The sequence below is a fragment of the Mesorhizobium sp. M7A.F.Ca.CA.002.04.1.1 genome (assembly GCF_004022805.1).
In the GTDB taxonomy this organism is placed as follows: Bacteria; Pseudomonadota; Alphaproteobacteria; order Rhizobiales; family Rhizobiaceae; genus Mesorhizobium; species Mesorhizobium ciceri.
On the sequence record NZ_RZPL01000011.1, the window covers coordinates 1 to 23,096 of the forward strand.

A 23,096-nucleotide genomic window follows, 5' to 3' on the forward strand; every position below is an offset into this window, starting at 1 on the left:
TTTGTGGCCTGCGCGCTCGCCGCGTGCCTCAAGGCCGCGAAAATGACGCTGAAGACGCCTCTGCACCTGGCACTCTCCTACGACGAGGAGATCGGCTGCATCGGTGTGCGCAGCCTGGTCGACATGCTGCAAGCGGCCCCGCATCGGCCGCTGCTATGCATTGTCGGCGAGCCGACCGATATGCAGGTGGCGACGGGGCACAAGGGCAAGCTTGCCGCACGCGCGCTTTGCAAGGGGCGCGAAGGCCATTCGGCGCTGGCCCCGCTGGCGCTCAACGCCATCCATCTCGGCTGCGACTTCGTCGCCGCCTTGCGCCGCGAACAGGACCGGCTGGTGCGCGATGGCGCCCGCGACGGCGACTACGACATCTCATACACGACCGTCCATGTCGGCAAGATCAACGCAGGCGTGGCGCTGAACATCGTGCCGAACCTTTGCCAGGTCGACTTCGAGATCCGCAATGTCGCAGCCGACGACCCGCACGAGATTCTCGACCGCCTGCGCAAGGAGGCTGCTCATATTGCTTCCGAAGCCTCGACCATCGCGCCCGAGGCAGCAATCGACATCGACATCACCAACACCTATCCCGGCCTGGACACGCCAGCCAGTTCGCAAGCCGTCGCCTTCGTCAAATCGCTGACCGGCGCCAACAATACCATCAAGATGGCCTTCGGCACGGAAGGCGGCCTGTTCAGCCGCGATCTCGGCACGCCGACGGTCGTGTGCGGACCGGGGTCGATGGCGCAAGGGCACAAGCCGGACGAATTCGTCAGCGTCGAGCAGATGCGCCGCTGCGACAACATGCTGGAAAAATTGCTGAAGCGGCTTGCCGACCAGCAACTGGCGTAAGCGGGCGCTACTTCTGCGGAAGCGCTGCCTGGCCGACGGCCCGCTCGGCGCCGAACACACCTTGCTCGACGACAAAATGCCGGCAGTGGTCGATGAACGCCTGGGCGGATTGCGTACGATGTTCGGAATTGGGCAAGGCGACGCCCATGGTCAGCGGCCGCAGGTCACCGTCCAACGGCACGAAGACGAGCGGCTTGCCGTCCGGCGCCAGCGTGTTGAGCGGCCGCATGTTGGCGATGCCGTAGCCGAAGCCGTTGGCCACCATGGAGCGCATGACCGCAATGTCGCCGGTGCGCTCGGCAATGTTGGGCCGGATCCCTCGCTGGTGGAATGCCGACAGGAAATATTCGCGGCTGTACGGCAGGTCGAGCAGCACCATCGGCTCGTCGGCCAGTTCCTCCGTCGTGATCGACGCCTTGGCCGCGAAACGATGGCCCGCCGGCAGCATGACATAGGCCGGCACCAACATCAGCGGCTCGAAGGTCATATCCTGCGACAGTTCGAGATCGTAGGTCAGGGCAAGGTCGATTTCACCGCGCTGCAGCATCTCAAGCAATTGCCCCTGATTGCGCTCGAACTGGCGCACGCGCACATCGGGATAAGCACGCTCGAACCGCATGCGCAGCGCCGGCAGCACGATCTGCGCAAAGGTCAGCAGGCATCCCACCGCCAGCGGGCCGCGCACCTTCTCGGCAAAATCGCCGGCGACGTCATGCAAGGCATCGGCATCATTGAGCAGCCGGGCGGCTTCCTTGAGGAAGATGCGGCCACCGGCGGTGAGCGAGAGGCCGTGCGAATGCTTGCGGACAAAAAGCTGGACGCCGAACTCGGTTTCCAACTGCGCGATCGAGGCCGAAATCGATGGCGGCGACACATTGACCTGCTCGGCCGCCTTGGCGATGGAGCCGGCTTCGCCCACGGCAACGAAATATTCCAGCTGTCTGAGCGTGAAGCGTAGCGGCATGGCTGGCTATGTTGCCGGTTTGAGGGCTTCGATCAAGCCTAATGCATGTCGCGCAAAAGTGGCCCCGGTTTTGCGCAAACGACATGCATGGAGCAAAGGCCTAAAGCGCATCACTTGAATCCGTTCGATCGCGATGCGCTCTAGGCGCCCATCAATATTTGATCCATGTCGTTTTGAGCGCGGTGTACTTGTCGAGCGCATGCAGCGACAGGTCGCGGCCGAAGCCGGATTGCTTGAAACCACCGAACGGCGTCATCGGGCTCAGAGCGTCGACCTTGTTGACGGAAACTGTGCCGGCCTGCAGCCGCCCGGCGATGCGGTGCGCGCGCGACAGGCTGTCGGTCCACAGCGATGCGGCGAGCCCGTAGGGGCTGTCATTAGCGATGCGGATCGCGTCGGCCTCGTCATCGAAGGCAATGACCGAAAGCACCGGCCCGAAGATCTCGTCGCGGGCAATCGGATCGGCAGGCGTGACATCGTCGAAAATGGTGGGCTGGACAAAGCTGCCGCGCCCATTGACCGTGACCATGTCGCCGCCCGCGACCAGGCGCGCGGTCTTTTTACCGGCCTCGACGAAGCGCATGACATTGGCGGCGTGGCGACTATCGACCATCGCGCCCATTTTCGAAATCGGATCGAGCGGATCGCCGGGCTGCGTGGCCGCCGCACGCTGCACCAGTTTCTCCACCAAGGCATCCTTGATGCCGCGCTGGACGAGCAGGCGTGAATTGGCGGAACAGACCTCGCCCTGGTTGAAGAAGATGCCGAAGGCCGCCATATCGGCCACCACATCGAGATCCCCGCAGTCGGCAAAGACGAGGTTGGGGCTCTTGCCGCCGGTCTCCAGCCAGACCTGCTTCATGTTCGACTGCCCGGAGTACTGCAGGAACATCTTGCCCACCGCGGTCGAACCGGTGAAGGCGAGGCAATCCACATCCATATGGCGGCCAAGCGCCTGGCCGGCGGTTTCGCCAAGGCCGGGCACAACATTGAGCACGCCGGCAGGCAGGCCCGCCTCCATCGCCAGCTCCGCCAGGAGCAGGGCCGACAGAGGCGACTGCTCGGCGGGTTTCAGCACCACCGAATTGCCCGCCGCCAGCGCCGGCGCGCACTTCCAGGTCGCCATGTCGAGCGGGAAGTTCCACGGCACCACCGCGCCGACCACGCCAAGCGGCTCGCGCCGCACCAGCACCAGATCGCCTTCGCCGGTCGGCGCCACCTCGCCATAGATCTTGTCGATGGCCTCGCCATACCATTGGAAGATCGCCGCCGAACCGGGGACGTCGACCGAGGCCGCATCCCTGACCAGTTTGCCCATGTCCAGCGATTCAAGCAGGGCCAGTTCATGCAGGTTGTCGCGCAGCAGCTGCGCCAGCCGCAGCAACACCTCCTTGCGGTGCGCCGGGCTGGTGCGCGACCAGACGCCGGCGTTGAAGCTGCGCCTAGCGGCGGCAACCGCCAGATCGATGTCTTCCTCGCCGCAGGACGCCACTTCGGCCAGCACCTCGCCCGTTGCCGGATTGACGCTGGCAAAGGTCCGGCCCGAACGCGCCGCGACCGTCTTGCCGTCGATGAACGCCTTGTCACGAAAACGGATCGCGGACGCCTTGCCGATCCAGTCCTTGTGGCTGAGTTCACTCATCGCAGGTGACCCCTGTCTTGACTATTCGTCGCCCGGCACGCCGTAGCTCGGCGCATCGGATGGGTTGATCGCGCGGGTCACATAGGCATCGAGCTGTGGCTTGTAGAGTTGCCACAGCGCCGCCAGTTGCTCGATAGGACAATCGTCGGTCCAGTCGCAGCGCAGGTCGGCGACCGGCCACGCCACCTCACGCACCAGCTTCATGCCGGCGGAATGGACAGGGCCAGCCTCGCCGCCGGCTGTCAGCGCCGCGCGCATAGTCGCGATGAGGCGGTCGCCGAGATGCCCCTCCGACGCCAGGAAGGCCTCGACCATCGCTTGCGGCACGCCATCATGGGCCAGCATGTTGCCGCCGCAGGCGACATTGTCAGCTCGCGCCTCCGCCCAGATGCCAAGAGCTTTGGGACCCGAATGGATCGCGGTCGCTCCAGCGGCGTCGACAGCCAGCACCTGCCGGTATTCGGGATAGGCACCGGTGCGCTTCAATATGGCAATCGCCTCCGCCGCGGACGCGCCGCGCGCCAGCAATTCGAGACCGCGCAGTCCAAGCGTAGGATCGGTGACGTTCTGGCTGGCAATGGCCCCGGCGCCCGCCTGCGCATAGGCGCAGCGCGCCGCAACAGCAGGCGACGAGGAGGACACCGCGACCCCGAACATGCCGGTGCGGCCGCACCGCGCGACAATGGAAAAGGTCATCGCAATCAGTCCGGAATGACGGCGGTGCCGTCGATCTCGACCAGCCAGTCCGGCCGCGCCAGGGCCTGCACGACAAGGCCGGTCGAGACGGGATGCACGCCTCTGATATACGCGCCCATGGTACGGTAGACCGCCTCACGATGGCGCACATCGGTGATGTAGACCACCACCTTGACCAGGTGCTCCATGGTGCCGCCGCACTCCTCGATCAGCTGGCGGATGTTCTGCATGACCTTGTGTGTCTGCTCGACCGGATCATGGCTGTCGATGTTCTTGGCCGTGTCGAGGTCCTGCGGACATTGGCCGCGCAGATAGACGGTCCTGCCGCCCCGCGTAACGACCGCCTGGCACAGATCATTGTCGAGCTTCTGCTCGGGATAAGTGTCCTTGGTGTTGAACTTTCGAATTCTTGTATGCGCCATCTTGGTCTCCGTCGGATCAGGCTCGAGGTCGGGGCATCCCGTTTGAGGTGCCGTGTCTATGCCACCTTGGTCTCGCGCTTCGCGGACGCATGGTAGGCTAGGTATTTGCGCTGCGTGGAAATATGGTCGGCCACATGCTGCGCGTCGTGCCAGACGCCCCAGATGAAGCTCGACCCCCTGCGCGATTGCCAAGGCAGTCCGAGGAAATAGATGCCGGGCTCGGTCGACACACCGCGCTGGTGCTTCGGCTTGCCCCTTTCGTCGAACACATCGACCTTCAGCCAGTTGTAGTCGACGGTGAATCCCGTCGCCCAGATGATCGAACCTATCCCGGCTTCCGACAGGTTCAGCTCGAGAATGGGATCGGTCATGCATCGCGGGTCCGGGCCGATCTTGCGGGCCTCGGGCTCTGGGGGAAGGTCGAGGCCGTTGCGGGCGACATAGGCATCTGCCTCGTCCAGAACCGACATGTAATTCGCATCGCCGCGCGCGATATTCTTGGCCAGATCGGGTGCGAAAATCATCACACCGTGCCTGTAGGATTCGGTCCGGCCAACCAGCGTCATCCCTTGCGCGGCAAGGCGCCGGAAGTCGATCGTCTGGCCGCCACGCGCGCCGCTGACCGCGATGGTGACATGTTCGGTGCCGGGCGCAGGCGCCTGCGCGTCCCACTTGCCCAAAACCCCCAGCCACCAGCAGAAGTCACGTTCGCGATAGGCCCGCGGCGGCCGATCGTGCGGCCCGACCGAGAGATAAACCCGCCGTCCCGCACGCTGGAGTTCGTCGGCGATCTGCACCCCCGAAGACCCGGAGCCGACCACCAGCACCGCGCCTGCGGGCAGTTGGCCGGGATTGCGATAGGCGCTGGAATGTATCTGCATAGGTCCGGCGTCCCCGGGAACGACGGCCGGGATGACCGGATGCTGGAAAGCGCCGGTGGCGGCAACCACGCTCCTGGCTTCGATCACGCCATCCGAGGTTTCGATCCGGAAGCCGGGACGGCCGACAAGCCTTTCCACTTTCCTGACCTCCACGCCGCAGCGGATGGGGGCAGCGATCATGTCGGCGTAAGCGACAAAATAGTCGGCGACCTTCTCCTTGCCGATAAAGGCATCCGGACCGGCATTGGGAAATTCCATGCCGGGAAAACGGTCATGCCAGGCGGGACCATTGGCAACCAGCGAGTCCCATCTCTCGCTACGCCAGCGTTCGGCGATGCGGTCCCGCTCCAGCACGAGATGGGGCACGCCGCACTTGCTCAGATGCTCGCTCATCGCCAGCCCCGCCTGGCCGCCGCCAACAACAAGCGTGTCTACTGTTTCGACTGGCATTCAGCGGCCCTTTCTGGCTCTCCCCGAGAGTTTCTGCGCATGCGGCGGAGGTCTGATCGTTGGTTTACTGGAGGGACCGGGCAGCGAAAATTACGATTTCATGTGGCAGTGGTTAGCTTGTTCCTAAATGCTGAATTGGCCGCGCGCAGACGGCTACGCCAGTATTGCCATAGCCGCCTTTTCGCCAATCATCATGGATGGCGCATTGGTGTTGCCACCGATCAATGTCGGCATGACGGAGGCATCAGCGACGCGCAGATTGTCGAAACCGCGCACCTTGAGACCGGCGGGATCAACCACCGCCATGGCGTCGTTGCCCATCCTGGCCGTGCCAACCGGATGATAGACGGTAAGAGCCTCGGCACGCAGATAGGCGAGAATCTCGTCATCGGTGTTCACGTTGGGCCCAGGCAGGATTTCCGGTCCGCGGATGCCGCCGAAAACCGGCGAAGCCAGGATCGAACGCGCGACCTTTATGCCCTCGACGAGGGTCAGGGCATCCTGTTCGTCACTGAAGAAGCGATGGTCTATGAGCATATTGCGGCGGGTGCCGTCGCGTTGAAGCGTGATTTCGCCGACGCTCCCGGGTCTCAACACACAGGTGTGCACGGCATAGCCGTGGCCATATTCGACGAGCCGACCGCGATGGCTGCGATAGCCCGGCACGAAGTGGAACTGAATGTCGGGTATGCTCCCGGCATACTTCGTCCTGGCAAAGCCGCCGGCTTCGACATAGTTGGTCGTCAGCATGCCTTTGCGCCGGGCGAAATACTGGAACGGCGCCGCCAGCATCGCCGGAAGATTGGCAAGTGAAAGGCCGAGCGTCTTGCGGCTGTTCGATCGCACCGTGATCATGCCATCGACATGGTCGCGCAAGTTCTTACCGACGCCTGGCAGGTTCGCGACCGGTTCAATCCCCGCTGCTTTCAGCTCCCCGGCCGGGCCGACGCCGGAAGCAAGCAGAATGCGCGGCGATCCGATCGCACCCGCGCTGAGGACGACCTCCGCTCGGCACCCCAACCGTTGGGTTGCGCCTTCCCTGATCACGTTGACGCCGGTGACGCGCTCGCGTTCAATCGCCAGATCAAGAACCTCGACGCCTGACAATATCCGTAGATTCGAGCGGCCGAGAATCGGCCGGACAAAGGCGCTGTAGGCCGAGAAGCGCTCGCCTCTGTTCTGGGTGACGTTGTAGATGCCGAGGCCGAGTTGGCCACCGGCATTGAAGTCGCGGTTCTCGGGCAGGCCTACGCCTCTGCCCGCCTCAACCCACAGGCTGGATACCACGTTGGGATCGCGCGGATTGTCGACCAGCAATTCGCCGTCGAATCCGTGATAGGCGGGGCTCTGCAACAGGCAGTTCCGCTCCAATTTCTTGAAGACGGGCAGGACATCGGCATAGGACCACCCGGCACAGCCAAGCGCTGCCCATTCATCGTAGTCCTGCGCGGCGCCACGAATATAGACCATCGAGTTGATCGAACTCGACCCGCCAAGAACCTTGCCCCGGTTGACCGGTATGCGGCGGTTGTTGAGCAGCGGCTGCGGCACGCCCTTGTAGCCGTAGTCGAAGTTCGGATTGCCGTAGAGCGAGAGAATGCCGGCCGGCACGCGCACCCTGGTGCGGTCGTCGCTGCCGCCCGCCTCGATCAGGCAGACACGAACTGCCGGGTCTGCGCTCAGCCTGTTTGCCAAGACACAGCCGGCCGAGCCCGCGCCAATGACGATATAGTCAAATTCCGCCGCCTCGATGCTCATGCCTTGCCCGTTTCATCATCCACACCGAAGACTGCCGATGTCTGTTTCATGCATGTCGTCTGCCCAAAACCGAGGTCACTTTTGAGCGACATGCATTAGTGCTCGTCGTCTTCGTCGTTCTTCAGGAGCTCGAGGATCTCCCGCTTCATGGCGATGAAGTTCGGCTCCATGACCAGATCCATGCTGCGTGGACGCGGGAGGCCTACGCGGATTTCCTTCTTGATCTGACCGGGCCGGCCGGACATGACGAGCACCCTGTCCGCCAGCAGGATCGCTTCGTCGATGTCATGGGTAACGAACAGGACCGTCTTCTTGGAATGATCCCAGATCCTCAGCAAAAGCTTCTGCATGCTGTGACGGGTTTGGCTGTCGAGCGCTCCAAAAGGCTCATCCATCAGCAGCACGTCCGGATCATTGGCGAGCGCGCGCGCAATCGCAACGCGCTGCTTCATGCCGCCCGACAGCTGAGACGGGTAATGGTTGGCGAACTTTGCCAGACCGACCTCGTGGAGAAAATGCTCGACAATGACCCTGCGCTCGGCCGGCGCAATGCCCTTCCGCTTCGGGCCATATTCGACGTTCTGCGCCACCGTAAGCCAGGGAAACAGCGTATATGCCTGAAACACCATGCCGCGATCCGGGCCCGGCTCGGTAACAGGCTTGCCGCCGACTACGATCATGCCGCCGGTCCGCTCCTCAAGACCGGCGACGAGATAAAGCAGGCTCGACTTGCCGCAGCCGGATGGGCCGACGATCACACAGAATTCGTTGGGCACGACGTGAAAGGAAATGCCATCCAGCGCCAGCACCGCATTGTCACCCTTGCCGTAGCGCAGGACCACATTGTCGATGCCTATGTCGGAACTCTTTGGTTTCGTCGTAAGATTCAGGGCGTCCATGTGTGCGTGTTCCTCAATTGGCCCAGGGAGCGACGAGGCGGCGGATGCCCCGGAACAATTGGTCGGTGCAAAGACCAAGGATGCCGATCATGGCGATGGCCATGAAGATCACGTCGACCTGAAAGCCGCGCATGGCTTTGAGCGAGATGTAGCCAAGTCCGCTGCGGGCGGCGACGAGTTCGGCCACGACGAGATAGGTCCAGGCCCAGCCCATGGTGACGCGCAGCACATCCAGCACGCTCGGAAGCGTGGCCGGAAAGACGATGTGGAAGACCGTGTCGCCTCGTTTCGTGCCGAGCGTATAGGCTGCGTTGACAAGGTCGCGCTGGACGCTGCGAGCGCTGTCGGCGATCATGACGAGCTGCTGGAAGAAGACGCCGAAGACGATGACGGCAACGCGCTGCTCGATGCCGATGCCGATCCACAGGATGAAAAGCGGCACGAAGGACGTCACCGGCAGATAGCGTATGAAATTGACCAACGGTTCGAGAACGGCCTGGACGATGCGATAGGTGCCCATCGTCAATCCAAGCGGCACCGCAACGATGCTCGAAAGGACGAAGCCGATCAACACCACCTGGACGCTGGCGAAAACATGCTCCCACAACGACCCGTCAAGCGCCATGCTGATGGTGGTGGACAACACGGATTCGGGGCGAGGCAGGAACATTTCCTTGACCGCTCCGGAATAGGTCAGCGCGAACCAGCCGCCGATGACGGCGATCCAGACCATGAAGCCGAGCGTAATGGAGAGAGAGCGCGGCACAGCCCGAAACGGTGTGGCGATGACTTTCAGGACGGATCGACCGGCCTGACCTTCTTCAACTCTCGCGGTCACGCCATTGCTGACCAGAGAGCTCGTGTTCGGTGCTAGTGTCACGGGATACCCTTTTGGGCCGCTTGGACCGGAGGCGCGAGGTCCGCCTCCGGTTCAGCCAAATCACTTTGCAAGGTCAAATTACTTCGCAGGCCAAGCTACTTTGCAAGGCCAAGCTACTTCCAAGGCCAAGCTACTTTCCAAGGCCAAGCTACTTCCCAAGGAAGGACGTATCGACGAGGTCGTCATACTTGACGTCCATTTTGAGCTTGCCGAAGCCGCCCCAGATATCGCCGCCCAGCTTGATCAGCTTGCCGGCTTCGCCAGTCTCGCCACCGGCGAAGAATTCGGCATTGCGCTGCTTACCGTAGAAGTTCACGCCAGCGGCCGAGGAAGCGAAGTCCTTCGGATCCTTCAGCCAGCCGCCGACGCCTTTGGCCATCACCTCATACGCCTTCTCAGGATTCTCCTTGATGAACTCGTTGGCCTTGTAGAGGCCCTTCACCAGCGCCTCGACATCTCCGGGGTTCTTCGTGATGTAGTCGCAGTTGAGCGCCACCACATCGACGATCAAGCCGGGTGTCCTGGAGGAGTCGATCAGCACCTGTCCCTTGTTTTCCTTCTTGGCCAGCGTCAGATGCGGTTCCCAGGTGACGGCAACGGGAATGCGGTCGGCCATGAAGGCGGCAGCGGCATCGTCTGCCGTCATGTTGGTGATCTTCACATCGGCCTGGGTGAGACCGGCCTGCTTGAGCAGGATATTGAACCAGAACTGCGACACTGAACCCTCGTTCAGCGCTACGTCCATGCCTTTGAGGTCGGCGATGCTCTTGACCCCGCTGGGCGCGAGCACGCCATCGCCGCCATGGCTGTCATCCAGCGCATAGACCGACTTGAAGCAAACATCCTTCGAACGATACTTCATGATCTCGTCGACGGTCGATGCGCTGCCGTCGAGCTCGCCGGCGGCAACAGCCGCCATATACAGCGATGCTTCCTCGATGATTTCAAGCGAGACATCGAGCCCACCTTCCTTGAAGTAGCCCATGTCACGGGCAAGGAAGAGCGGTCCGTACCCCACCCAGGTCGTCATGCCCAGTTTCAAGCTGCCAGCTTCGGCGTGGAGGCTCACCGATATGGCGCTGAGCGCAATGCCGGCCACCAGCGCGGCCCGGCGAAACTTCGAGATTATTGTCGTCATCACGTTCCCCTGTTTTCTGAAGTCGAGCGTTATCCCGGCCCGAACGAAACCCGCTCCGGAGGCATCGCCGAAGCCTGTCGCCTGACGTTCTTTTCTTGTTTTCTTTCAGCCGATGGCGGAGCAAAGCACGTTGGGTGCGCTGCACAAATTATGATTTTCAGTAGTTCGGCTTAGGCTGGACCTAACCAGACTGCGTTGCGTCTGCGCCATCGCGATTTCGCCCTCAGCAAGCTGCACCATTTCTTCTTTCCTCGGCCGGCCCGGGGCCACACCATTTTACGCGCCATTTATTGGCCGGGGCTGAGAGACGGGGAACTGGAGCCGAGCCATCGCGGGCTGCGGCCTAAAACGAACGGGTTGCAGTTCGGCGATTTCGCCATTCTGGCAGATCCGTCCGGACGGCTGATCCGTCTTTTCGGAATCGAGCCACCTGGCCTGACAAGCGCGCTGGCGCTGTCGGATTGGGTTGTCCAATTTGTCGGAAAGACGAACTTCTTCTTGCTTTAGCCCTTGACCGCCCCAGCGGTCATGGATCCCGATATCTGCCGATACATCACAAGACCCAGCAATGCCGGCGGCAAGGCGCCCAGCATCATGACGGCGGAAGCGGTTCCCCATTTTACGCCACCGCCGCTCGCGGCGAAGAAGAAGGATGCGCCGACCGTCATCGGCACGGCACGACTGGTTGTCAGCATGAGGCCGAAGAGGAATTCGTTCCAGGCGGTGATGAAGCCGAAGATGAAGGTTGTGACGAGCGCCGGTCGGATGACGGGCCGGACGATCATCATCATCACCTGCAAGGAACTTGCGCCATCGACTTTCGCCGCCTCGTCGAGTTCGACTGGTACATCTGAAATCGCGTTTACCAGGATGACGAGTGCAAGCGGCGCGTTGACGATGGTCAGGATGAGCCCGAGCCCGATCCGCGTATCGAGCAGGCCCAGCCACTGGTACATCATGTAAAGCGGGATCGCGAAGATGATCAGCGGCACGGCGCGAAGATTGATGACGATCGGCAGGACCAAGCGCTTTCCCGCCTCGCTGCGCGCGATCGCATAGGCAGCCGGGAACGCGAGCACGATCGCAAGGCCGGTTCCGATCAGCGCCGCCACGGTGCTGTTCAGCAGATAGGCATAGATGTTGAAGCGGCTGGTCTGCGTCAGGACCTCCAGATAGTTGTCGAGCGTCGGCTGGCTGATCCACAAACCGGGGTTCGTCGAAAGCTCGCGCTGGCTTTTGAGCGATGTGATCAGCGTCACGATAATGGGGAAATTCATCGCCAGCACGGCGATGGCAAAAACGATCCAGCGCAGTGCCCCGGCCATCGTCAACGCTTCCTGCGGCCGGCAAGCCGGTTAAGGCAGTGGAGAACGATGAACGACGCCATGAACAGGACAACCGAGGCGGCGACCGCCTTGCCAATAGCCCCTTCCTTGAAGAAGGCTTGGTAGATGTAGATCGACAAGGACGTCGTTGAACCTCCTGCACCACTGCCGGTCAATGCATAGACATTGTCGAACACCCGGAAACCGTCGATGAAACGGATGAAAAACGCGATGACCAGCGTCGGCTTCATCAATGGCAGGTCGATCCACCGGACGATCTCAAACGGTGATGCGCCATCGAGCGAGGAGGCTTCGCGCACGTCGAGCGGTATGGCCGAATAGGCCATGTAGAAGAGCAGGAAGGCGAAAGGCGTCCATTGCAGCGTCTCCACGACGACAAGGGTGCGGAAGGCATTGTTGATGTCGAGGAAGGCCGGGCTGTCACCGAACCATTCGAAGAGATAGTAGGGGACGGGGCCCGCAAATTCATGCAGCACCAGCCGGTACATGAGACCGACCATGGCCGGCGCGACCATCAGCGGCAGCATCAACGGCGCCATCAGGACTGGTCGCTTGCTCAGAAGCGGTGCCAGGAAGATGGCAAGGAAAAGACCGATCAGACATTCCGCTGATGCGGTAAGAATACCGAAGCGCAGAGAGAACCAGGCCGAGCTCCAGAATTCGCGGTCGTTCAACACCGCGACATAGTTGCTGAAACCGCTCAACACCGGACTGCGCAGCGTCTCGAATGTGACGGCCGAAATGGAATAAATCAGATTGACGATCGCCGGAAAGCCGAGGAACAGCAGCAGGAAGCCGACCAGCGGCGTCAGATACATCCTGCCTTCGGCACGTGTCACAAGGGCCATGTCGATCCGCCAAACGCGCCGGACGCCGAGCTCGACCCGGCGTCCGGCAAATGGTTCATTTCTTGAGAAGGTCCTGCATGCCCGCCTTGGTGTGGGCGAGCGCATCCTCGAGGCTCTGCTGGCCGGACCAGTAGCCGGTAAACTCCTTTGCCTGCAGCTCATAGACCGGGAGCGCACTCGCGGACGTCGCACCGGTCATGACATAGCCGTACTTGCTGGCGAATTCGCCGAGCTTGACGAGATCGGGACGTTCCTTCGCAACCTTGGCGACGACATCGGGAGACAATGCCGGCGAACCGCCGCTGCGCGCATAGAGCAAGGCCGCATCCTCGGTGGCGAGCCACTTCAGGAACTTGACGGCGCCTTCCTTGTTCTTGGCGTTCTTGTTGAGGCCCAAACCAAGGCCGTGGATATGATCGGCGCGTCCGTCGGGACCTGCCGGCGGCGCGACGATCCCGGTCACCTCGGCGACCGCCGGAGATTTTTCGGTGCTGGTCAGATCCGCCGCCGCGGCATTCCACTGCAGTGCCGTCGCGGCCTGACCGGATGCGAAGGCCGCGTTGGTTTCCGCATATTCGTAGCTCAGCGAATCCTTGGGCGATGACCCGGCATCATAGAGTTTCTTGTAGAGCTCGAGGCCGGTCTTGTAGGCATCGGAATCCACCGTGACATTGCCGTTCTTGTCCATCCAGTCGCCGCCGTAGGAGCGCGGCAGGGACTGGAAGACCATCATGTTGAACAGCAGGTTCTTCATCTGCAGGACCGTGCCGTAGCGCACCGGGCTGTCGGGGTTCACCTGCTTGGTGAAATAGAGGGCGGTGGCCGCCCAGTCGTCCCAGGTCCAGCTGTCCGGGTCCTTCGGCTGCAGCGGCTTGCCGAGATATTTCTGGGCGATTTCACCATAGGTCTTCTTGGCGGCGTCATCCCTGCTCAAGGCGTCGACGAGATCCTTGCGGTAGTACATGAAGTGCAGCGAAAGGTCGGTCGGCACGCCGTATTGCTTGCCGTCGAACTGCATCGTCTTGAGAACGGATTCGCCGAAAACCTTGGCCGCATCCGCGCCAAGATCGACCGGCTCCATATAGGGCGCGTAGCGACCGAGCGAGTAGGTGGCGACGAGATTCACGTCGAAGGCGTTGGATCCGGCCGCCATGTCGGCCTGCAGCTTGTCGTAAAAGCCTTCGCGGTTGAAGAACAGCAGCTCCACCTTGTCGGCATCGCTTGCCTGCTTGTTATAGGTTTCCACGGTTGCCCGCAGTGCGGTTTCCTCGGACCCGCCAGGCCAGCCGAGCACGGTCACGGTTGCGTTGGCAAAGGTCGGCAAAGCTGTCCCCGCGAGGAGGGTGGCCATAAGCGCAAAAGACGTCCTGCTCAATTTCATGATCGTTCCCTTCTTTTTTGATGATTTTTGCATGGCATGACCGGCGGCGCCGCTACTTTGCCCATTCGGCAAGATCGGCAACACCGATGACGCCGGCGTGGCCCGCGAGCTTCGCCGCAACGAGATTGGAGGAAAGGCGCGGTGGAACCTCGCCCAGATGCGCGCGCACCCGGTCGAGATAGCCATCGGCAAGACCGATGCTGCCGCCGATGACGATCGATTTCGGATCGAACATCATCTGAATGTCCCGGCACAGCGTCGCGACCCGCGAGGCGCTCCGCGAGACGATGGCGTCGGCCCAGGCCTCGCCCTTCAGCGCAAGCCCGAACACATCGGCGGCATCGGCCTTGAAGCCGGCCTTGAGGGCCTGCGAAGCGATCCAGCGGCCGGAGGTGCTGTCTTCGAGCGGGGCCTGGTCTTCAGACAAACCACGGATCAGACCGAAGTGACCGGCAAGACCGGACAGCAATCGGCCGTTGCAAACGATGCCGCCGCCAATTCCGGTCGAGATGGTCAGAAAGACGATGTCGCGACCTTGCCCGGCGCCGAATTTGTATTCGCCCCAGGCGGCTGCCTGGGCATCGTTGAACGCACAGACGGGCTTGCCGAAAACAGCGGATGCCCTTTCGACCAGCGGGTAGCCGTCGGGAATGCCAAGCGTCGCCGGATTCAACGCCGACCAGCGTCCATCGTGCACCAGCCCCGTCACCGCAATACCGATACGACTGAAGCGGCTTGACCAGGCCGACGTGCTTTGCGCAAGGGATGCCAGCCAGGCGTCGGGTCCAGCCTCTCGCGCGGTAGGCACGATCATGTCCTCGACCACCTTGCCGCCGCTGACCAGCGCGGCCATGGTCTTGGTTCCCCCGATGTCGATGCCCAGCACGGTTGGGCCAAGCACGGTTTGCGTGCCCCTTGCCGCATAGGCCCCGGAAATCGCCTGGTGGAACCACGAGGTGACGTGCTCGGTACGGGTGATCGCCGATCCGACAACCACGGCACAGGCGCCGGCGCGCGCGGCGGCGGCCGCCTGCTCCGGCGACCGGATACGCCCTTCGGCGATGACGTAGGGGCTCAGGGTTCGCATTTGAGCGATGAGGGCAATGTCCGGATCCTCCGGCTCCGGCCCGCCGACATAGCCGGAAAGCGTCGTGCCGACGAAATCGACACCCGCGGCAAGGGCCCGGCGCGCATCGTCAAGGCAAGAGCAATCGGCCATGGTCAGCTTGTTCCTGGCCTTGACGGCTTTCACAAGCGCTTCGACAGGAACGGGACGGACACGGTCCGTCGCATCGAAAGCGATGATATCGGCGCCCGCCTCGGCCAGCGCCTCGACATCGGCCAGATAGGGCGTGATGCGCACGGGGCTGTCGGTCAGATCGCGCTTGACGATACCGATGATCGGCTCGCGGACGGCCAGGCGGGCGGCCGCGACATAGGGCACGGATTCGATGCGCAGGGCCTTGGCTCCGGCTTCAAGAGCGGCCCTGGCAAAGCCCGTCACGAATTGCGCACTGTCCATCGGGCCGCCGGGAACCGGCTGGCAGGACACGATGAGACTGTTGGCGATGTCTTCCCGCTGCACGTCGGCACTCCCCTGTCGCCATCACGATAAATGGAAAATACCAGATTACAACCAGTTCATAACTGGTATTATCTTTGCAGCTCGAAGACGAAGTCGTAGACGTCTCCCTTGTAGCGTGTCTCGCAGTATTCCACGATCTGTCCGTCGGCGAGAAAGCAGCGGCGCTCGGTCATCAGCAGCGGTGCGCCCATCTCGCAATGAAGGTGTCTTGCATCCTCCAGCGATGCGCCGCGCGAGCGCATGCGCTGGATTGCCCTCTGAGGCAGGAAGCCGCGTGCATCTAGCGCTTCATAGAGGGAGTCCTGAACCATCTCGGGCGAAGGAAGGAAGCGAACCGGCACGGCCGAGACCTCGACGGCGATCGGCGCGCCATCGGCCGTCCGCACGCGGCGCATGCGGATTACATTGGTGTTTGCGGCAATACCCAAAGCCATCATTTCGGCTGGCGATGGACGGCTTATCTGTTTGGAAAGCCATAGGCATCCAGGCTTCAGGCCGCGCGCCAGAATGTCCTCCGAAAAGCTCGTCAGCGTCGAAAGCGATTTTTCGACCCGCGACCCGATCTCGGTTTTGGAACCATGCCGGCGATTGAGCTGCCCTTCCTCTTCGAGCAACGCCAGAGCTTTTCTCACAGTGACACGCGAGATCGACAGGGCTTCCGCCAGAACCCGCTCGCCCGGCAGAACCGCGCCGGCCTTCAAAGCGTTGGAACGGATCGCTGCCTCGATCGCCGATTTCAACCGTCGGTAAAGCGGCACATCGGAGGCTGTCGCTTCCATCTCCCGACTGACAAGCCCGATCAGGTTCACGGTTGTCATTGCTCTTCCTCCCGCGCGAGAAGCACCCAGGATCAAAACATTCCTGACTGGACCCATACTGGTATTATCAATCCGGTGCAAACGTCCCGCGGGCGGTGCCTCGTCCGCGCCGTCAGCGCACCACGGCCCCTCAGCGAACCCGCGGTGACAGCTTCATGGAGATGCGATCGCAGGCAGCACGCAGGACCTCCAGAGTAAAGGCATGGCGGCTTTCACGCGTATGGCGATTGATATAGGCGACGATAATGGAGGCGACGGCGCTGCCGTCCGGTCCGATGACCGGACAGCAGATATCGGTGATGCCGACGAAATCACGGCTCTCGCGCATCCAGTAACCGTCCGCGCGGATGGTACGAAGCTGCTTTTCCAGCGCCTCTCGATCCAGCGGCGCCGGCGAATGTGCCGCACATTCGTCGATCATCCGCGTCGCGACCTTTGGCGGCTGGAAGGCAAGGATCACATGGCCGGAGGTCGCGTCGGTGGCCAGGCGGCCGTAGCCGAGGCGCAGCGTGAACGCCATGTCCTCGCCGCCGGGAACGGCCGCGGTCACGACAGTCAAGCCATGATTGAAGACGACCAGGTGCGGCGACTGATTTGAGTCCCCGGCAATCCGCGTCAGCTCGGGCATTGCGGCGGACATGAGATCCTGAGCGCTCGGCGTGTGCAGCCCCAGCTTGAAAAGCTTGTCGGTCAACGAATAGGCGTCGGTCTCGGCGTTGCGCTCGATATATTGACGCTCCTGGAGCGCGATCAGCATCCGGAAAATCTCATTCTTCGAACGACCGAGGCCTTCCGCGATCTCCTTCATCGTCAAGGGCGCTCGCGCCTCCGCCAGCAGCTCCAGGACATCCAGACCCTTCGTCAGCGCCGGGGCCGAATAGGTCGGTTTGCCACTCTCTTTTGCGTCATCTGCCATTCGAAGAATCCCCGGTGGTCCACGCACGATAGAGACAAGAAATCGGAATTGCCATTGGTTTTATATCCAAACTTGACACCATATATAAAACTGACATGATGACGGGGACAATGAATTTCGAGGCCGAGCCGATGACCGTCCAGAGACCAGCAAACACTGTCCGCGCGACCATCACGCCCCGGAACAACAGTGTTTACACGTCGGTCGATTTCGATCGCGAGGGCAAGCAGATCGGCTTCTTCCATGTGCCCCAATCGCCGCACGACGATGCCTGGGGCACGGTCCGCGTTCCGCTGGCCGTCATCAAGAACGGAGACGGTCCGACGGTCCTGATCGAGGGTGGCAACCACGGCGACGAATATGAGGGGCCGATCGCGCTCGGCGAGCTTCTGCGCGAGATCGATCCACGGGATATAGCCGGTCGCATCATCGCGATTCCGGCCATCAACATTCGGGCCGTCGAGGCCGGCACCCGCACCTCCCCGGTCGACGGGTTGAATTTCAACCGCAGTTTTCCAGGCGATTTCAACGGCACGCTGACAAGCCAGATAGCGGCCTATGTGCATGACATCCTGTTTCCGAAGGCCGACTATTTCCTGGATCTCCACTCCGGCGGTTCGTCCCTGATGATCCTGCCGAGCGCGATCATCGAGCCCTCCCCGACCGCGCAGGGGCATCGCAAGAACATCAAGGCGACGCTCGCCTTCGGGGCGCCGACCGTTGTCATGGTCGACAATCTCGGTGAAACCCGGACCTCGACCGCGTCCGCCAATCACCAGGGGCTGATCGTCATCGGCAGCGAGATGGCCGGCGGCGGCCTTGTCAGTCCGGATGCGTTGGCCATCTGCCGCAGGGGCATCCGCAATGTGCTGAAACATGCAGGCGTCCTGAAGGGCGCGCCTGACATTGCCCCTGGCGCCAACGCACGCGTGCTCAAGGTGCCCGGAAGCGAAGGCTATCTGCTTTCCGAGGAGGACGGTGTCTTCGAACCCTTGAGCCCCCTCGGCAGTGCCGTCAGCAAAGGCGACCTTGCCGGACGCATTCACTTCCTCCACACGCTGTCGCGCGCGCCCATCGATCTCCTTCACCCCATCGACGGCATCGTTTTCGCCAAGCGTCAACCCGGCCGCGTGCGCCCGGGGAATTGCTGTTTCGTGCTGGCCAACGAATATCCGGAGGCACTGACCGATGAGCCATGAAGACATCATGGCGGCTGCCCGGCGCATTGCCCCCTTCATACGGCGCACCCCGGTCGTCAAGCTCGACCATGCCACGGGCGCGAACCTCCAAAATGATGTCTATTTGAAACTCGAATGCCTCCAGGTGAGCGGCTCCTTCAAGATCCGGGGCGCCACGAACCGGGTGAAAACGCTCGAGCCGGGCCGGATCGAAAACGGACTGGTCGCCGCATCCGGCGGCAATCACGGCCTGGCCACCGCCTATGTGGCTGCCCGGGCCGGCGCTCCCGCCACCATCTACCTGCCGAACAATGCAAGCCCGCTGAAGGCGGAAAAGCTGCGCAAATGGGGCGCTGACGTTCGCTTCGAAGGCAAGGTCTGGGATGAAGCGCATGAGGCTGCATTGGCCGAGGCAAAAGCGCGCGGCGCCTTCTACATGCATCCCTTCGCCGATGCGCAGATCGTGTCCGGCCAGGGAACCGTGGCGCTGGAGATGGTCGACCAGATTCCCGATGCCGACATCTACATCGTCGCGATCGGCGGAGGCGGCCTCATCAGTGGCATGTCCGAAGTCCTGAAGCACGTCAAACCCGACGCCAGGATCGTTGGTGTCGAGCCGACCGGTTCACCGACCCTTCACGCCTCCCTGACTGCCGGCCGTGTCGTTCGCTTGCCCGAGATAACGACGAAGGTGGCGACCATGGCCTGCGGCCGCACGGACGAAAGTATCTACGAGATCGTCGCCAAGCACGTCGACGACATCGTCCTTGTCGAGGATGCGGACATGCAGAAAGCCGCTGAATTGCTCTGGTTCGAATTCGGCATCGCCGCCGACCTCAGCGGCGCGGCATCGCTGGCCGCGTTGATGAGCGGAGCTTTCAAGCCACCGCGCGGCGCCCGCATCGCCGGGCTTGTCTGCGGCGCCGGTGTCGAAGGCCTGAACGGCTGAGGTCGAGAAAGGCCGGTCCACGCAAGACGCGGCCCGACATGGATACGGCACGAGTGCCGCGGAATACCGCCGGAATGCCTGTCGCTGGGACGGTCGTCGTGCGGGACATGAAAAAGAGGCGAAGAATCGTCCTGTCGCAACAAGAGGAGAACTGAAACATGCGCATTTCCCTGAAAGCATCCATTGCTCTGCTTGCACTCGCCATCGCAACGCCCTCGCTTGCCGCGGAAAAGGTTCTTGGACTTGCGGCAATCGACTTGCAGAACTCCTTCTTTGTCCGCATGAAGGAAGCCGGCGACGTGGCTGCCGCCGACTATGGGGTGAAATCCACCTGGCAGAGCGCCGAGGGTAGCCTGGAAAAACAGGTCAGCATCATCGAGAATTTCATCAATCAGGGCGTCAGCGCGATCCTGATCGATCCGATCGACAAGAACGCGGTCATTCCGGTGATCCAGAAAGCCACTGCCGCCGGCATTCCGGTGATCACCATGGGCAACAAGGTCGAGGCAGGCTCGAACTATTCGACGCTCTATCCGGACTACGACAACATGTCGATGGTTGCCCGCGCGCTCGGCAAGTCGCTTGGCGGCAAGGGCGAAGTCGCCCTGCTCGTCGGTTCGCGTGGCAACTTCGTGTCCGACACGCGCGAAAAAGGCTTTGTCGAAACCCTGAAAAAGGAGTTTCCGGACATCAAGGTCGTCGGCATCGAGCCGACCGGCTGGGACGCAGCCAAGGCAACGAATGCCGCCCAGACATGGCTCACCACCTATCCGGACCTGAAGGCCATCGGCTGCATCTCCGACAGCCTTTGCCTGGCAGCCGATTCCGTTGCCAGTTCGATGGGAACCCAGCTGCTCTACGGCGGCTATGACGGCGACGCCGAGATGAAGCCGCTGATCGACGACGGCAAGATGGTGATGGACGTGCTGACCGGCGCCTATCGTGTCGGCTACTGGAACATCGCCGTTGCCGCTCGCCTGGCCAACGGCGAAAAGCTGCCGCAGGATCTCTACATGCCGACCTATTTCGTGACCTCGGATGCGACGGCGGCGAAGCTCAAGGCGGATGGCCTCACCTTCGAATACATCAACACCGGCAAGGAGGCGGTGGAAGCCAAGAACTATACCGAGCAACTCGGTCCCAAGGTTCCGGCGACCGCCATGACCCTGGCAAAGTAACAGCCTAAAGCGGCTCAAGCGCCGGATGACGTATCATCCGGCGTCCCCTTTTCCTGACGATCGCCGTCGCCGCTTCCGTGGTGACCGCGCATGATGCTCGATAAGAGGACCGACCCATGTTCCAGTCCTGGACCTCTCCGTTACTACGGCGCAACGAACCGGTTCTCATCGCGGTGCTGCTGGTCGCCATCGCCGTCTTCGGCTGGATCGATCCGCGCTTTCTGTCGACCGGCAACCTTGTCAGCATCGCGCAGCAGAGTGCGGTCATCGCCCTCATCTCCTTTGCCATGACGGCCGTGATCATCGCGCGCGGCATCGATATTTCCGTCGGCAGCAACCTCGCCTGTTCCGGCATCGCCGCGGGTCTTGCCTATACGGCAACCGGCTCGGCGAGCCTGAGCCTTCTCGCCGCGATCGGTGGCGGTGCCGCGATAGGTCTGCTCAATGGAGCGCTGATCGGCTTTGCCGGCATCTCCCCTTTCATCGCAACGCTCGCCACCATGGCGTTCGCGCGCGGCCTGGCGCTCAGTCTCTCCGGCGCATCCAGCATCGCGGTCGCCGATCCGGTCCTGCTTTTCGCCGGACGCGAGACAATCGGCCTGCTGCCGGTCTCCGTCATCATCGCCGCCATCTGCCTGAGCCTCTGGTGGTTCGTGCTCAATCGAACGGTATACGGGCGTTGGATCTATGCGATCGGCGGCAATGCGGGGGCGGCGCGGGCCTCTCTGGTTCCCGTCGACCTCGTGCGCATCTCCGTCTACCTGATTGCCGGTGCGACAGCCGGGCTCGGCGCGATCCTCACCATCGGCCGCCTTGGTTCGGCACAGCCGCTTGCCGGCACCGGCCTTGAATTTACAGCCATCACAGCCGCGATCATCGGCGGCACGAAACTCTCCGGCGGCCAGGGCTCGATCTGGGGAACGGCGATCGGGGCGCTGCTGCTGGGCGTCATCAACACCGGCCTGTCGTTCCTGCAGGTGCCGCAGATCCTGATCTATTTCGTCACCGCGAGCCTCATTCTGGTGGCCGTTCTCACCAGCCAGCCGGAGAGTGTCGCCGCCTTGTTCAAGACCGGTGGCCGCAAGTCCACCCCGTCGCCCCGCAACACCGCCGCAACATCGGTCGGCAAACACAGCATCGCCTTGCGCGGGCTTGGCAAGTCTTTTCCGGGCGTCAAGGCACTCGACGGTGTCAGCTTTGCCGTCTCGGCCGGCGAGGTGGTGGGACTTGCCGGCGAGAACGGGGCCGGGAAATCGACGCTGGTGAAGTGCATTTCCGGTCTACATCGCCCGGACGAGGGTGAGATCGTCATCGACGGCAACGCCGTCCAGTTCCACTCCCCCAGCGCCGCCAAGGGCATCAGCGTCATCCATCAGCATTTCAGCCTTTCGCCGGACCTGACCGTGGCGGAGAATCTCTTCATCGGCCGCGAACCGCACACCCGCCTGGGATTTCTCGACCGGGCCCGGATGCGGCGCGATGCGAAAGCCATCATGGACGAGCTGTCGCTCGATATCGACATTGGCGCGGAACTGCGAACGCTTTCCGTCGGGCACCGGCAGATGGTGGAAATCGCCCGTGCCGTTCTGTCCGATGCCTGGTTCTTCATCATGGACGAGCCGACCAGCGCGCTCTCCAACCGCGAGCGCGACCAGCTCTATGACCTGATCGACAGGCTGAGAGCTCGCGGCGCCGGCATCCTCTACATCTCGCACAAGATGGAAGAGATCTTCAGCCAGTGCGACCGCGTCGTCGTTCTGCGTGACGGGCGCTTCATCGGCGAGCGCCAGACCAGCCAGACCAGCGAGGCCGAGATCGTCTCCATGATGGTCGGGCGCGATGTCGGCGACATCTTCCCCTATCTCAAAGCGCAAGTCGGCGAGACCGCGATCGAGATCAGCAACATCTCCGATGGCAAGCTCTTGAAGTCTGCGACGCTCAGCGTGTGCAGGGGCGAAATCGTCGCGCTCGCCGGCCTGATGGGCAGCGGCCGCTCCGAAGTGCTCAGGCTGATTGCCGGCCTCGATCCCATGCATGGCGGCACCCTCAGAATTTTCGGCGGGCAGCAGACCAGCGGCGACACCAAGACCGCCAATCGCGCCGGCATCGTCTACATACCGGAAGACCGGCATCTGGAAGGCTTTGTCGGCACGATGTCGATCAGGGATAACCTGTCCCTCGCCTGGATTCGCGACAACAGTCACTTCGGCCTGCTGAGACCTCGCCACATCCTGGCTCTCGCGCGCGATCTCATCGGCTCACTCGGCGTGCGGCCGGCCCAGCCCGACAAGATGGCCATCGAACTCTCGGGCGGCAAT

General features: G+C 62.3%; 21 protein-coding genes. 6 read left to right on the forward strand and 15 right to left on the reverse strand.

The window, feature by feature from the left end; genetic code table 11:
* Positions 1 to 849: M20/M25/M40 family metallo-hydrolase (locus ENZ75_RS01290; RefSeq protein WP_128277868.1), on the forward strand; the 849-nt coding region annotated here is incomplete at its 5' end.
* 7 nt (positions 850 to 856) lie between these two features.
* Here ENZ75_RS01290 and ENZ75_RS01295 read toward each other — a convergent pair.
* The 9 genes from ENZ75_RS01295 to ENZ75_RS01335 all read right to left on the reverse strand — a co-directional run bounded on the left by ENZ75_RS01295 (position 857) and on the right by ENZ75_RS01335 (position 10,579).
* The gene (locus ENZ75_RS01295; RefSeq protein WP_063168703.1) at positions 857 to 1,813 is read right to left on the reverse strand and encodes a LysR family transcriptional regulator; all 957 of its coding nucleotides are present in this window, start codon (positions 1,811 to 1,813) and stop codon (positions 857 to 859) included.
* Between the two features lie 151 nt (positions 1,814 to 1,964).
* Positions 1,965 to 3,455, reverse strand: coding sequence for an aldehyde dehydrogenase (locus tag ENZ75_RS01300; protein WP_024503970.1), 1,491 nt, complete (start codon positions 3,453 to 3,455; stop codon positions 1,965 to 1,967).
* Positions 3,456 to 3,476: 21 nt separating this feature from the next.
* The gene (locus ENZ75_RS01305; RefSeq protein ID WP_013530450.1) at positions 3,477 to 4,151 is read right to left on the reverse strand and encodes a DUF1028 domain-containing protein; all 675 of its coding nucleotides are present in this window, start codon (positions 4,149 to 4,151) and stop codon (positions 3,477 to 3,479) included.
* A gap of 5 nt (positions 4,152 to 4,156) precedes the next feature.
* A complete protein-coding gene (locus ENZ75_RS01310) occupies positions 4,157 to 4,573 on the reverse strand; it encodes a RidA family protein (RefSeq protein ID WP_063168704.1) in 417 nt (138 codons plus the stop codon).
* Between the two features lie 56 nt (positions 4,574 to 4,629).
* Positions 4,630 to 5,904 (reverse strand): NAD(P)/FAD-dependent oxidoreductase, encoded by a 1,275-nt coding sequence (locus ENZ75_RS01315; protein ID WP_063168705.1) that lies wholly within the window; start codon positions 5,902 to 5,904, stop codon positions 4,630 to 4,632.
* Positions 5,905 to 6,057: 153 nt separating this feature from the next.
* Positions 6,058 to 7,662 (reverse strand): GMC family oxidoreductase N-terminal domain-containing protein, encoded by a 1,605-nt coding sequence (locus tag ENZ75_RS01320; RefSeq protein ID WP_063168706.1) that lies wholly within the window; start codon positions 7,660 to 7,662, stop codon positions 6,058 to 6,060.
* A 95-nt stretch (positions 7,663 to 7,757) separates the two neighbouring features.
* Positions 7,758 to 8,561: an ABC transporter ATP-binding protein gene (locus ENZ75_RS01325; protein WP_013530446.1), complete on the reverse strand. Its 804-nt coding sequence runs from the start codon at positions 8,559 to 8,561 to the stop codon at positions 7,758 to 7,760.
* A gap of 13 nt (positions 8,562 to 8,574) precedes the next feature.
* Positions 8,575 to 9,294 (reverse strand): ABC transporter permease, encoded by a 720-nt coding sequence (locus ENZ75_RS01330; RefSeq protein WP_164889741.1) that lies wholly within the window; start codon positions 9,292 to 9,294, stop codon positions 8,575 to 8,577.
* Between the two features lie 295 nt (positions 9,295 to 9,589).
* On the reverse strand, positions 9,590 to 10,579 hold the full coding sequence (locus ENZ75_RS01335) for an ABC transporter substrate-binding protein (RefSeq protein ID WP_063168707.1): 990 nt from the start codon (positions 10,577 to 10,579) through the stop codon (positions 9,590 to 9,592).
* A gap of 195 nt (positions 10,580 to 10,774) precedes the next feature.
* On the opposite strand from ENZ75_RS01335, the gene ENZ75_RS01340 reads away from it, so the two are divergent.
* On the forward strand, positions 10,775 to 11,086 hold the full coding sequence (locus ENZ75_RS01340) for a hypothetical protein (RefSeq protein ID WP_127224133.1): 312 nt from the start codon (positions 10,775 to 10,777) through the stop codon (positions 11,084 to 11,086).
* Here the strand turns inward: ENZ75_RS01340 and ENZ75_RS01345 are convergent.
* The 6 genes from ENZ75_RS01345 to ENZ75_RS01370 all read right to left on the reverse strand — a co-directional run bounded on the left by ENZ75_RS01345 (position 11,083) and on the right by ENZ75_RS01370 (position 17,473).
* Entirely contained in the window at positions 11,083 to 11,904 is an 822-nt protein-coding gene (locus ENZ75_RS01345) for a carbohydrate ABC transporter permease (RefSeq protein WP_027160930.1), read from the reverse strand. The two genes, ENZ75_RS01340 and ENZ75_RS01345, sit on opposite strands and share 4 nt — an antisense overlap.
* Positions 11,905 to 11,906: 2 nt before the next feature.
* On the reverse strand, positions 11,907 to 12,773 hold the full coding sequence (locus ENZ75_RS01350) for a sugar ABC transporter permease (protein WP_013530442.1): 867 nt from the start codon (positions 12,771 to 12,773) through the stop codon (positions 11,907 to 11,909).
* Positions 12,774 to 12,828: 55 nt separating this feature from the next.
* On the reverse strand, positions 12,829 to 14,124 hold the full coding sequence (locus tag ENZ75_RS01355) for a sugar ABC transporter substrate-binding protein (protein ID WP_244514326.1): 1,296 nt from the start codon (positions 14,122 to 14,124) through the stop codon (positions 12,829 to 12,831).
* 82 nt (positions 14,125 to 14,206) lie between these two features.
* Entirely contained in the window at positions 14,207 to 15,739 is a 1,533-nt protein-coding gene (locus ENZ75_RS01360; RefSeq protein WP_082826518.1) for a putative N-acetylmannosamine-6-phosphate 2-epimerase, read from the reverse strand.
* A gap of 68 nt (positions 15,740 to 15,807) precedes the next feature.
* Positions 15,808 to 16,557, reverse strand: coding sequence for a GntR family transcriptional regulator (locus ENZ75_RS01365; protein WP_027160933.1), 750 nt, complete (start codon positions 16,555 to 16,557; stop codon positions 15,808 to 15,810).
* A gap of 130 nt (positions 16,558 to 16,687) precedes the next feature.
* Positions 16,688 to 17,473 (reverse strand): IclR family transcriptional regulator, encoded by a 786-nt coding sequence (locus tag ENZ75_RS01370; RefSeq protein ID WP_013530438.1) that lies wholly within the window; start codon positions 17,471 to 17,473, stop codon positions 16,688 to 16,690.
* A gap of 98 nt (positions 17,474 to 17,571) precedes the next feature.
* Between ENZ75_RS01370 and ENZ75_RS01375 the strand changes: the two genes are divergently transcribed.
* The 4 genes from ENZ75_RS01375 to ENZ75_RS01390 all read left to right on the forward strand — a co-directional run.
* Positions 17,572 to 18,672, forward strand: coding sequence for a succinylglutamate desuccinylase/aspartoacylase family protein (locus tag ENZ75_RS01375; protein ID WP_245478680.1), 1,101 nt, complete (start codon positions 17,572 to 17,574; stop codon positions 18,670 to 18,672).
* Entirely contained in the window at positions 18,662 to 19,600 is a 939-nt protein-coding gene (locus ENZ75_RS01380) for a threonine/serine dehydratase (RefSeq protein ID WP_013530436.1), read from the forward strand. The genes ENZ75_RS01375 and ENZ75_RS01380 overlap by 11 nt, the downstream gene beginning before the upstream one ends.
* Positions 19,601 to 19,758: 158 nt before the next feature.
* Positions 19,759 to 20,778, forward strand: coding sequence for a sugar ABC transporter substrate-binding protein (locus ENZ75_RS01385; protein ID WP_128277869.1), 1,020 nt, complete (start codon positions 19,759 to 19,761; stop codon positions 20,776 to 20,778).
* Positions 20,779 to 20,894: 116 nt separating this feature from the next.
* The coding region (locus tag ENZ75_RS01390) for an ATP-binding cassette domain-containing protein (protein WP_128277870.1) at positions 20,895 to 23,096 on the forward strand (2,202 nt) is incomplete at its 3' end.

Excerpts from the sequence above, each read along its gene's own strand:
- ENZ75_RS01345 (WP_027160930.1), bottom strand. The coding sequence starts at position 11,904 with ATGGCCGGGGCACTGCGCTGGATCGTTTTTGCCATCGCCGTGCTGGCG.
- ENZ75_RS01375 (WP_245478680.1), top strand. The coding sequence starts at position 17,572 with ATGACGGGGACAATGAATTTCGAGGCCGAGCCGATGACCGTCCAGAGA.
- ENZ75_RS01350 (WP_013530442.1), bottom strand. The coding sequence starts at position 12,773 with ATGGCCCTTGTGACACGTGCCGAAGGCAGGATGTATCTGACGCCGCTG.
- ENZ75_RS01320 (WP_063168706.1), bottom strand. The coding sequence starts at position 7,662 with ATGAGCATCGAGGCGGCGGAATTTGACTATATCGTCATTGGCGCGGGC.
- ENZ75_RS01300 (WP_024503970.1), bottom strand. The coding sequence starts at position 3,455 with ATGAGTGAACTCAGCCACAAGGACTGGATCGGCAAGGCGTCCGCGATC.
- ENZ75_RS01335 (WP_063168707.1), bottom strand. The coding sequence starts at position 10,579 with ATGACGACAATAATCTCGAAGTTTCGCCGGGCCGCGCTGGTGGCCGGC.
- ENZ75_RS01295 (WP_063168703.1), bottom strand. The coding sequence starts at position 1,813 with ATGCCGCTACGCTTCACGCTCAGACAGCTGGAATATTTCGTTGCCGTG.
- ENZ75_RS01370 (WP_013530438.1), bottom strand. The coding sequence starts at position 17,473 with ATGGCAGATGACGCAAAAGAGAGTGGCAAACCGACCTATTCGGCCCCG.
- ENZ75_RS01305 (WP_013530450.1), bottom strand. The coding sequence starts at position 4,151 with ATGACCTTTTCCATTGTCGCGCGGTGCGGCCGCACCGGCATGTTCGGG.
- ENZ75_RS01330 (WP_164889741.1), bottom strand. The coding sequence starts at position 9,294 with ATGGTCTGGATCGCCGTCATCGGCGGCTGGTTCGCGCTGACCTATTCC.
- ENZ75_RS01385 (WP_128277869.1), top strand. The coding sequence starts at position 19,759 with ATGCGCATTTCCCTGAAAGCATCCATTGCTCTGCTTGCACTCGCCATC.
- ENZ75_RS01355 (WP_244514326.1), bottom strand. The coding sequence starts at position 14,124 with ATGGCCACCCTCCTCGCGGGGACAGCTTTGCCGACCTTTGCCAACGCA.
- ENZ75_RS01315 (WP_063168705.1), bottom strand. The coding sequence starts at position 5,904 with ATGCCAGTCGAAACAGTAGACACGCTTGTTGTTGGCGGCGGCCAGGCG.
- ENZ75_RS01365 (WP_027160933.1), bottom strand. The coding sequence starts at position 16,557 with ATGACAACCGTGAACCTGATCGGGCTTGTCAGTCGGGAGATGGAAGCG.
- ENZ75_RS01310 (WP_063168704.1), bottom strand. The coding sequence starts at position 4,573 with ATGGCGCATACAAGAATTCGAAAGTTCAACACCAAGGACACTTATCCC.
- ENZ75_RS01380 (WP_013530436.1), top strand. The coding sequence starts at position 18,662 with ATGAGCCATGAAGACATCATGGCGGCTGCCCGGCGCATTGCCCCCTTC.
- ENZ75_RS01325 (WP_013530446.1), bottom strand. The coding sequence starts at position 8,561 with ATGGACGCCCTGAATCTTACGACGAAACCAAAGAGTTCCGACATAGGC.